We start from the raw sequence: 9,942 nt of genomic DNA, 5'->3' as shown, positions 1-9,942 counted from the left end.
GCAGCAGCGGCTCGATCACCGCCCACTGAGCATCCGTCAACGACGAGTCATAGGACGGCTTGCACGCACAGACACACATGGCGGTGATCTTCGCGAACAGGGCAACGCAAAGATCACCACCAGTGGATCACGCCATGAAGTTGATCAATTACCCAACACTTTCTCAGCCGGTGGCGCCGTCGGTGAGCTCACGGACGATGTCCAGGTGTCCCGCGTGACGGGCGTACTCCTGGAGGACGTGGAAGAGGATCCAGCCCAGGGTGGGCCGGGGGGTGCCGTCGTCCGGGAAACGGCCGCCGGCCGCGGCGACGGTCGACAGCGGCGTCCCCGACACGATGTCCCGGGTGTGCTCGCCACCCGTGTGCAGCGCGGCGAGCAAGTCGGCGGCCGTCTCCTCGGGGCCGACGTGCCAGCGGTCCGCCGGGCCCCAGTCGCCCCAGGGCGCCTCGACCTGCTCGCCCCGGAAGCCCCAGCGCAGCCAGCGCTGCTCCATGTGGACGAGGTGCTTCAGCAGTTCGAGCAGGGTCCACCTGGAGGGGAGCCGGCTGGTCCGCAGCTCCGGGTCGGACATGCCCTCGACCTTGGCGCTGATCACGGACCGGTAGTAGTCCAGGTAGTCCAGCAACAGCGTGGTCGGGTCGGACAGTTGCTTGTCGGGCTCGGGCAGCGAGGAGGTCATGGACCGAGTCTGCCACCGCGCCGGCCGGGCGCGCCGAGCGGCACCGTGGTGCGGAGTGGGCACCGGGTCGGACGACGGCGAGTCAGCGCCGTCGTGCGCGAACGTCCACGAACGTTCACGAACGTCCGCGAACGTCCGCGGAGCTCGGCGAGTTGCCGCGAAGGATAGGCTGCCGGGCATGATCCGGAACGCGACTGCTGCACCGACCTCAGGAGAACTGGTCCTCCTCGACTCCGCGGCGGTGGCCGAACGGGCGGGCGCGGACGGGGAGTTCGCGGCCGCTGCGCACCGGATCCTGGCGGAGCTGGTGGCGGCGGGTGCCGCGCTGGGGTGGTTGGAGCCGCCGTCGGCGCAGGAGGTCGCGGGCCTGGTCGATCAGGTGCTGGCGCGGTCGCGGGCCGGGGACGGAGCACTGCGGGCGGCTTACGTGGACGGGCAGTTGGCCGGCTTCGGCTACTGGCTGCGCCACCGGCGCCCGACCCACCGCCCGCACGCGGACCTGGAGAAGCTGGCGGTCTCCGCCGCCGCCCAGGGCCGCGGCATCGGGCGGGCGCTCACCGCGGCGCTGATCGCGGACGCGCGGGCGGCGGGCATCGAGGTGCTCACCCTGGACGCCCGCGGCGACAACGCCGACGCGCTGCACCTCTACTTCTCCCTCGGCTTCACCGAGTACGGGCGGTTGCCGGACTACGTCGCGGTCGGGGAGCGCCGGTACGACAAGGTGTTCGCCATGCTGGACCTGCGTCACGCGTGACCCGTCGCGCCTGGCCGGTCGCGCCTGACCGGTCGGCCCCGGCCGGTCAAGCCGCCCGGCGCGGTGCTCCTTCCGCGGACGTGTACAGCGCCAGGAGGTGGCGGGCCAGCGCGAGCGCGGCGAGTACGGCGACGAGCCCGCAGACGCCCCACCAGCCCGCCCGGCCCCAGACGCGTACCCCGAGCCAGGAACCCGTGCTGCCACCCAGGTAGGCGCAGGTCATGTAGGCGGTGTTGAGCCTGCTGCGGGCGTCGCCGCGCACGGCGTAGACGCGGACCTGGTTGGCGACCATGCCGGACTGCATCGCGGTGTCGAGGAGCAGCGTGCCGAGCGTCAGGGCGGCCAGCCCCACCGCGCCGCCCCCGCGCCGGGGGAGACGGAGGAGCACGCTCGGCGACCGGCTCACCATGACCGCCACCGGGCCGCGCTCCCAGGACGGTTGAGGAACGGGGGTCTGCCTCCTTCGCGCCGGGGGTCACCGGTTCCGGGGTCTGGGCCGGAGCCGGAACCGGAGTCGCCTCGGGCTCCGGCGCCGGTGCCGACTCCGGTTCCGGCCTCGGGTCAGCGGCCGAACAGCCGTCGCAGGCCGCGGCGTTCGGGCTTGTCCTGCCCGGGGCCGCTCGGGGCCGGGTGGGAGGCCGCGTGGACGGGCTCCGCTTCGGTCAGCAGCGTCACCACCGCACTCAGGAAGGCGGACAGGTCCGGTGCCGGGCCCGAACCGAGGTTGAGGTGGCTGCCGTTCGCCCACTCGCCGAGCACGGTGTAGGGCTCCCCGGTGAACGGGTTCATGGCGTGTTCCAGGGTGAAGTAGCGGCAGTGGTCCGCGCCGCCCGGCTGGACCACGGCGGTGTAGTACGCCTCCGCGGGTGCGATGGGCCGCGGCATCACGACCACCAGCAGCCGGTGCGGGCCCAGCGTGATCAGCTCCGCCTTCAGGCCGTCACTGGGCAGCTGCTGTCCGTCGGGCAGCCGCCCGCCGACGTCGTTCCAGAGGGAGGCGAACCCGGCGCTGAAGCCGTGGTCGGGTTCGTGGGCCAGCATCTTCGGCCCGAGGTCCCGGGCGAGGCCCGCGAGCACCCGGTGCGCGAACTGGTAGTGGTGCGGCCGGGGGTCGTTCTCCACGATGTCCATGCGCGGAAGTATGCCGATCACACCGGGATCGGTGGAACCGCCCTTCCCGGTCCGTGATGCGGCACCGCGCGAGCGGGCGGCCGCTGATCGGGGCGTCCGGAAAATCTTTTGCGCCGCCCCTGCAACCTCGTGGCCCGCCGCACGTCTTCGTTAGTGAGCGGCGGGGCCGACAGCCGGTTTCCCCCGTTCGCGTCGCAGTGCAGCCGCCCTGACGACGGTGCCCGGACGGCCGGGGCCGCCGGGGCGCGCTTCTCTTCCACAGTCATCGCCAGAGGTGGCTGCGGCATGCCCGCAGCCGTGTTCCGGGGGGAACCATGTCCGATCTCACCAGATCCTTCCCAGCTGACTCAGATCAGCTGCATATGTAGATCACCTGTATATATAGTCACACGACACGAGGGTGCGTCCCGGCACGGGCCGCGCCGCGGTTCGGCACGCCTTCCGACGCCCCGGGCGCCGGGACGCCCGGGTGCCCGGGCATCCCGGCGGAGCCGAACCATCAGGGGAGGAAACAGAGTTCGATGCAGCAACACAGCGCACCCAGCACGACCGAACAGCCGAGCGGAGCTCCGGCCGCCACCGCCGTCTCACCACCGACCACCCGCGCCGACCGACCCGCCGGCCGTCCCGTCGACAGCCCCAACGGCCGTCCCACCGGCGGCCTCACCGACCGGCTCGCCGCCCGGGCGGTACGGCACTTCGGGGAGCTGCGCCTGCGCCCCTGGTTCTGGCCCGCCGCCCTGACCGCCGGGTACGTCGCCGAGCTGCTCTTCCGGCTCGTCCTCGCCCGGCACCTGAGCTACCCGTCCGTCCACCCCGACGAGGACTCCTACCTCGTCCTGGCCCGCGTCCTCGCCGGCCGGTCGACGACCGAGATCCCGGTCGGCGTGGTCATCCCCGGCGGCTACCCGCTGCTGATCTCACCCGCACTGCGCCTGGCCGACGACCCGGTGACCGCGTACCACCTGATCATGGGGATCAACGCCCTGATCAGCTCACTGGTCTTCCCGCTCGCCTACGTCGCCCTCCGCCGCCTCGGCCTGCGCCGGCAACTCTCCTACGTCTTCGGCGCGGTGACCGCGCTGCTGCCGCCGGTGGTCTTCTACTCGCAGTTCGTGCTGACCGACGCCGTCCTGCCCGCGCTGATCCTCGCCTGGCTGCTCTGCCTGCACGGCTGGCTCGCCGACGGCCCGCTGCGGCGCCGCGCCTGGCACGCCGTCGGGGCGGGCGCGGCCGCCGGTTACGCGATGGCCACGCACGACCGCGGCGGCGTGGTGGTCGCCCTGACCGCCGTGGTGTTCGTCGGGGTCCTCCTGCTGCGCTGGGCCCCGTGGCGCGCGACCGCGGCCGGCCTCGGGGCGCTCGGCCTCGGCGTACTGGGCGCCGAACTGCTGTCCGCCTGGCTGCACGCCCAGTTCACCGTCCAGAACAGCGACGTCGGCGGGTTCCTCTGGCGGGGCCTCACCGACCCGGAGGCCGCCCAGCGGACCCTCACCCGGACCGCCGGCCAGATCTGGTGCTTCATCGTCTCCACCTGGGGCATCGGCGGACTGGCCGTCACCGTCTGCCTGTTCGCGGTGTTCAGCCGCCGCTTCCCGCGGGCGCTGCGGATCACCGGCGGCGTGCTGGTGGCGCTGCTGGTCGGGACGGCGCTGGCGGCGGCGGCCGCCCTGCCGGACGACGGCCGGATCGACAACTGGGTCTACGCCCGCTACACCTCCTACCTCGTCCCGGCGGCCTTCGTCACCGGCTCCGCGGTCCTCGTCAGGTTCGGCCGCCGCGCCCTCGGCCGGACGGCGGCGGCGACGGCCGGCCTCACGCTGGTCCTCGCCGAGCTGGTGGTCCTGTCGGCCGGCAGCAAGCTGCGGACCCAGGTCTTCGTGCTCTGGGGCATGCCGGACGTGTCGTTCCTGTCCACCGACTGGGGCCGGCTCGCCCTGTTCCGGTCCAGCGCCGCCGCCCTCGTCATCCTCGGCGCGGTCGTGCTGATCCGGGCCACCGGGGGCCGCCCGGTGCTCTGGGCGGTCGGCCTCTCGCTGGCCCTGTTCGCCGCCTTCGCCACCTCGACGATCACCGCCCAGGTCACCCAGCCGCACGCGAAGTGGCGCAAGGCCCAGGCCACCGGGTTCACCCGCGCCGCCGGACTGAAGCCGGACGACAACGTGGTGTTCGCCTGGGACCTCGACTGGTCGCTGCGCGCCACCCAGGCCTTCGAGGTCTACCGCGGCCGGGTCTGGTACCTCGACCCGCGGTGGCAGCCCGTCCCCGCGGCGGCGACCGTCGTGGTCACCCCGCTGCCGGCGCCGGGGCAGCAACCCGAGGAGTACTGGCCCGGCCACCCCGCCGACTGGTACGTCGAGCGCGCCGACACCGGACAGAACTGGGCGGTCTGGCACCGGCGTTGACCAGGCCGACGGGCGGCCACCCGGCCCGGCGCCCGACCTGCACGCAGGCGGGGGCAGCCCGGTCAGTCCGTCGACGTCGACCGGGGCAGGAGCCGGACCACGCCCACCGACGTGTCCTCGTTCGGTGAGGCGTGGACGGCGCGGACCGTCCAACTGCCGGGCCGGAGCGGGACGGGGGCCTGCTCGGGCCTTCCTCCGCCGCCCGGGAACTCGACACCCAGCTCGGCCCCGGCCGTCACCGAGTCCATGAGCACCGCCGGGCCGTCGGTCTCCCAGACGCCGCACTCCTCCCACGCGGTGGTCGGGTCGGCGAGCACCGCCCGGGCCGCGGCGATCAGATCCGCCTCGCTGCCGGCACCCAGCCAGCGGACGAAGGCGTGGTGTTCCGGCAGGTAGCAGCTGGTGGCGGGCTCGTCCGCGAGGACGAGCCCGCGGACGTCCTCCCCACCGACGGCGATCACCCCGGCCAGACCCGCCACCTCGCAGGCACGGTCGTAGTCGTCGGGGTCGTCCCCGTCGCCGATGACCATGCCCGACTCCGTGCAACCGTGCCACCGGGCCAGTGCGGACACCGGAACGGCTATCAGCGGGCCGCCCATCGACTCGACCCAGAGGAGCGGTCCGGGTGAGCCGGCGGCCGCGGCCGCGTCGTTGCCGGCCGCGTCGTTGGTGGCGGTGGCGGTGGCGGTGGCGTCGGAGGAGGAGAACGTCATCACGACGCCAGTGTCCCCTCGGCCACTGACAACGAGCCTCCGCGGGCGCTCACCGGCCGTCCCGCTATTCGATGAGGTCGGGCCGCCAGATGGTGGGCCGGTCCGGGTACACGTTCGCGGTGGGGGAGACGTTGTAGGCGGCGTCGGTGGCGTCGGCCGCGACCACCCGGCCGAGGCCCTGGTACGCGAGGGGGATGGGCTCGCGGACGGTGGCGCAGTCGGCCGGCGGGGTGATCACGGTCGTCCCGGCGTCGAGGTCGATGACATGGGCGCCGGGCACTCCGGGGCAGGGGTAGACCTTCCCGGCGCGGGCGAACTCCAGCCGCACCTTGGCCCTGGTGGGCAGGCTCGCCCGGTTCGTCACCTTGAGGGCGATGGAGACGCGGTCGGCCTCCACCCGCACGCAGACCCGCCAGGTGACGACCTCGGGCCCCGGGAACGGGGCGCTGCAGCGGCTGTCCGCGCCCAGCGAGCCCTTCTCGATGCCGGGGCGCTCGGTCGGCGGCGCGGGTTGGCTCAGCGGCGGCTGCGAGGCCGGGTCGGCGGGTGGGCCGGCGGCAACGGGCGTGCCTGCTACGGCCGGTGTGCTCGGCAAGGGCGGGGCGCTCGCGGACGCGATCGCGCTCGCGGAGGCCGTCGCGCCGACTGCGGTTGATCCGCCGGCTGCGCCCCGCACGGCCGGCGGGCTCGCCGTAGTCGTCGTACTGGCGGCGTCGGCGGAGTCCTTCGCGGTGGTGGGGTCGATGCCGTTGCCGGCCAGGTAGACGGTGAGGGCGGCACAGGCCACCGCGATCGAGGCCAGCCCCGTGATCCGGCCGGCCGAGCGTCGGGCGCGCCCCGGGGTCGGCGCCGGCAGCTCCGCAGGGGCCGGATCCGGTTCGTCCTCCGGCGGCCCGGAGGGCCGGTCCGCCTCTCCTCCTTCCGGGCCGCGAGGCGCCGTCGTGCCGGACCGTCGGGTGGCGTCGATCCGGTCCAGGTAGTCGGCGGCCTTCTCCCAGGCCGCCACCAGTTCGCGGCGCTGCTCCGGTGTGAACCTGCCGCTGCCGACCATCAGATCGAGGACGGACGCCGAGGGCAGGGTGTGGCCGGACAGCACGCGGTGCCAGGTGCTCTTCCCGATCGGAGTACCGGCCTTGGCGGACCTGTTCTGCAGGGCGCGGCCCTGGAGGTCCAGCTCCGTCGTCAGGGTGGTCATCAGCTGCGTCCAGTCCTGGACGTCCGGCGGGTGCGGCACCGGGATGGCTCGCCCGCGCGTGGGCCTGGGGCCGGTCATCTGCCTCCTCCTCGGCGGCCCGGGCTGTCCCACAATCCCTGCGTTTCCGCAGGTCATGGGCGTGTGGGACAGCCCGTCGGGCAATGGGACAACTGGGACGGGCCCAGGCTACCGACGGGCCCGGACCGATGAGATCGTGATTGCCGTCGGCACTCGCCGACAGTCGCCAAGTTCCCAGCCCCGTCCGGGGTTTCCTCGTCATGCCCGGATCGGCGCATCATCCGAAGGAGTGAGCTCCCGTGAACCCGAGCCACCGCCGCGCCCTGCCCGTCGCCGCCAAGTCCCGCACTGCCCGCACCTCCTGGTCCCACGCGGCCGCCCGCACCGGCGCCGCGCTCACCGCCGCCCTCGTCGTCACCGGTGCTCTCGGCGCCGGCGCGGCCGGTGCGGCGACCCTCCCGTCCGCCGGCCAGCGCAGCGAACGGACCGTCGCCGACGCCCCCGCCACGCGGACCGCCGCCGCGCTCCGCGACCGGATCGTCTCGGTCGCCCGGGGTGAGATCGGGGTGCGGGAGGGCACCGCGGAGTGCAACAAGTACTTCCCGAACAAGAGCCACACCTGCAAGACCGGGTGGTGCGCGGCGTTCGTCGAGTGGACCTGGCGCGAGGCGGGCGTCAAGGAGGTGCCGAGCGACCTGACCGGCCGCGGTGTCGGCTACTGGGGCAAGCAGCACGGCCTGTGGCACCCCGTCGGCTCGGCCCACCCGCAGCCCGGTGACCTGGTGGTCTACGGCGAGCCGGCCAAGGAGACCCCGGGTGGCCACGTCGGCGTCGTGGTCGCCGTGCACGGCGACGGCACCCTCGACACCGTCGAGGGCAACTACAGCGACAAGGTCACCCTCCGCACCCACCTCAACCCCCGGACCGCCCGCGGTGGCGCCGACGACCTGCGCGTCGCGGGCTACGTCACCCCGCCGAGCGCCTGACGGCCGCACCTCTGAACCTCTGACAGCCGTACCTCCGCCGCGCCCGGAGCCGCCACCACGGCGGCTCCGGGCCCCACCGCGTTCCGGGGTCGCCGTCCCGCGGTCGTCGGGGTCGGTACGAACGGGCCGGGGGAAGGCTCAGCGCACCGGCAGCGTCAGCGTGGCCGGGTCGGCCGTGGTGGAGCCGAAGGTCACGCGGGAGCCGAGCGGGGTCTCCCCGCCGTACAGGGCGTCCCGGGTGCCCAGCACCAGCGCCAGTCGGTGGCCGGCCGGCAGGTCGTAGGCCGTGGCGAAGAGCGGGACGTCCATCGTGAACGGCTGCCCGGGCGTGCGGCCGGACCAGCTCTGCGGCGCGTGCGAGATCAGCCGGCCGACGCCGAGCGCGTCCACGTCGTAGAGGTAGGCGACGACCGTGCCCTGCGGGGCCGTCGAGGTGACCGTGGTGTGCACCCGGGCGACGCCGCGCAGCGACAGGCCCTGCGGGTACGGCCGGGACTGCCGGACGACGGCGGCCGGACGGGCCAGCAGCGGCACGACCACGGTCGGCGGCTGGTGCACCGCCTGCTCGACCATCCCGGACAGCAGGGCGACCCCGCCGCTCGCGCCGGAGGGGGTGTTGCCGAGCACGGTGGTCCGCCAGTCCGCCGACACCTGGTCCCCGGCCGTGTCGGCCCCGAGCGTGTCGGCGTTGAGCGTGTCGGCGCCGACCGTGAGGTGTTCGGTGCGGGAGCTGACGGACTGCCAGTCGGCGTGGTCCTCGGGTGTGCCGGAGGGGCGCACTTCGAGGTGGACCGGTTGCGTCCGGCTGCCCGGGGCCGTGCCCGGGGTGGTGTCCGGGGCGGTGTCCGGGGCCGGGGCTCCCTTGACGTACCGGTCGAGCCACGAGCGCGCGCTGTTCCAGGTGGCGTTGTCCAGTCCGAGCAGTCCGGTGAACTCCTGGCTGGCGTGGTCGCCCGGGCGCAGTTCGAGGCTCTTGGGGACGGTCAGCCGCTGGTAGAAGTCGGTGACCTGGCTGGGGTTGAAGAAGCTGTCGCCCCAGGCGTTGGCCATCAGGACGGCGGTGCCGTTCGCGTTGATCCGGTCCAGGTAGCGCGCCGGGGAGCGGGTGTCCGCCCAGCGGATGACCTCGGGGAGGTCGCGGTCGGCGAAGAGGTCGTCCAGTACCTTGGCGAACTCGGGGCTCTTGCGGCCGGTCGGGGCCTGGATGCCGGCGAGCACGGCCGCGGCCTGCAGGTGCCGGGTCTGTCCGCTGTAGAGCGAGTCGGTGAGGTCGGCCCAGCCGCTGAGCGAGGCGACGGCCTTGATCCGCGGGTCGGCGGCGGCGCCGAGCAGGGTCAGGCCGCCGCCCAGCGAGAGCCCCACCATGCCGATCCGGTCCGGGTCCGCCGGGGTGTGTGCGAGCGCCCAGTCGATCACCGTGGAGATGTCCGCGACGTCCTTGGGCCCGGCGACGTCGACCTCCCCGCCGGAGCCCCAGAAGCCCCGCACCGTGTAGGTGACGACGACGTACCCGTCGGCGGCGAGCGCACGGCCCTGGGCGACGTACTCCAGGTCGTTCTGCCCCCAGCTGGCCGGCTGCACCAGCAGCGGGTGGCGCCCCTGCGGACCTGCTCCCGGCGCGCCGGGAGCGGGGGTGAACACGTCGGCCTTGAGGACGACGCCGTCGCCCATCGGGACGTCGGCCAGGCGGAACGATCCCGTACCCGTTGCGGCCGAGGACGGCGCCTGTGCGACCGCGGGTCGTGCCACGGCGGGTTGTGCGACGGCGGGTTGTGCGACGGCGGCCCCGCCGACGGTGAGCGCCGCCGCGAGGACGGCACTCGCCGTCCGGCGTCCACGGCTGGGGGTGGGTCGTTCCATCACGTGCTCCATCTGTGCTCGAACTGCTCGACTGCCGGAGCGTAGCGATCTGATGAACACTCAGAGGAGATGATGATCAGCCAAATTACCAGCCAGTAACACCCGTCGGGCCGTGGTGCCCGTGCGGGAGCGGCGGATCGCATACGGCAGGGTCCGGCCAATCTTTCGGACCCCCGTGGACGGCTTGACCCATCCGTGTTG

The 9,942-nt window shown here is 73.8% G+C and carries 9 protein-coding genes; 3 read left to right on the top strand and 6 right to left on the bottom strand.

What is annotated here, in order from left to right; translation table 11 throughout:
• Positions 1 to 163 precede the first annotated feature (163 nt).
• Entirely contained in the window at positions 164 to 679 is a 516-nt protein-coding gene (locus tag ACIRST_RS15560) for a DinB family protein (RefSeq protein ID WP_402802746.1), read from the bottom strand.
• A gap of 178 nt (positions 680 to 857) precedes the next feature.
• On the opposite strand from ACIRST_RS15560, the gene ACIRST_RS15555 reads away from it, so the two are divergent.
• Positions 858 to 1,433: a GNAT family N-acetyltransferase gene (locus ACIRST_RS15555; RefSeq protein WP_402802745.1), complete on the top strand. Its 576-nt coding sequence runs from the start codon at positions 858 to 860 to the stop codon at positions 1,431 to 1,433.
• Between the two features lie 46 nt (positions 1,434 to 1,479).
• Here ACIRST_RS15555 and ACIRST_RS15550 read toward each other — a convergent pair whose 3' ends face one another.
• Both ACIRST_RS15550 and ACIRST_RS15545 read right to left on the bottom strand, forming a co-directional pair.
• On the bottom strand, positions 1,480 to 1,821 hold the full coding sequence (locus ACIRST_RS15550; RefSeq protein WP_402802744.1) for a hypothetical protein: 342 nt from the start codon (positions 1,819 to 1,821) through the stop codon (positions 1,480 to 1,482).
• A gap of 173 nt (positions 1,822 to 1,994) precedes the next feature.
• Entirely contained in the window at positions 1,995 to 2,564 is a 570-nt protein-coding gene (locus ACIRST_RS15545; RefSeq protein WP_402802743.1) for a hypothetical protein, read from the bottom strand.
• A gap of 521 nt (positions 2,565 to 3,085) precedes the next feature.
• Here ACIRST_RS15545 and ACIRST_RS15540 point away from each other — a divergent pair.
• Complete coding sequence (locus tag ACIRST_RS15540; protein WP_402802742.1) at positions 3,086 to 4,969, top strand: phospholipid carrier-dependent glycosyltransferase; 1,884 nt, start codon at positions 3,086 to 3,088, stop codon at positions 4,967 to 4,969.
• Between the two features lie 62 nt (positions 4,970 to 5,031).
• On the opposite strand, the gene ACIRST_RS15535 is transcribed toward ACIRST_RS15540, so the two are convergent.
• Positions 5,032 to 5,682, bottom strand: a complete 651-nt coding sequence (locus tag ACIRST_RS15535) for an Imm21 family immunity protein (protein ID WP_402802758.1) — start codon at positions 5,680 to 5,682, stop codon at positions 5,032 to 5,034.
• Positions 5,683 to 5,746: 64 nt separating this feature from the next.
• Positions 5,747 to 6,955 carry a hypothetical protein gene (locus tag ACIRST_RS15530; protein ID WP_402802741.1) on the bottom strand — a complete coding sequence of 403 codons (1,209 nt, stop codon included), beginning with the start codon at positions 6,953 to 6,955 and terminating at the stop codon, positions 5,747 to 5,749.
• Positions 6,956 to 7,194: 239 nt separating this feature from the next.
• Here ACIRST_RS15530 and ACIRST_RS15525 point away from each other — a divergent pair, with 239 nt between their 5' ends.
• Positions 7,195 to 7,881, top strand: a complete 687-nt coding sequence (locus ACIRST_RS15525) for a CHAP domain-containing protein (RefSeq protein WP_402802740.1) — start codon at positions 7,195 to 7,197, stop codon at positions 7,879 to 7,881.
• A 138-nt stretch (positions 7,882 to 8,019) separates the two neighbouring features.
• On the opposite strand, the gene ACIRST_RS15520 is transcribed toward ACIRST_RS15525, so the two are convergent.
• Complete coding sequence (locus tag ACIRST_RS15520; protein ID WP_402802739.1) at positions 8,020 to 9,741, bottom strand: CocE/NonD family hydrolase; 1,722 nt, start codon at positions 9,739 to 9,741, stop codon at positions 8,020 to 8,022.
• Positions 9,742 to 9,942: the final 201 nt, after the last annotated feature.

It is taken from the genome of Kitasatospora sp. NPDC101447 (assembly GCF_044767225.1).
Taxonomy (GTDB): domain Bacteria; phylum Actinomycetota; class Actinomycetes; order Streptomycetales; family Streptomycetaceae; genus Kitasatospora.
Note: the sequence above shows the minus strand (reverse complement) of the source record. Positions and strands in the feature narration are given on the sequence as shown.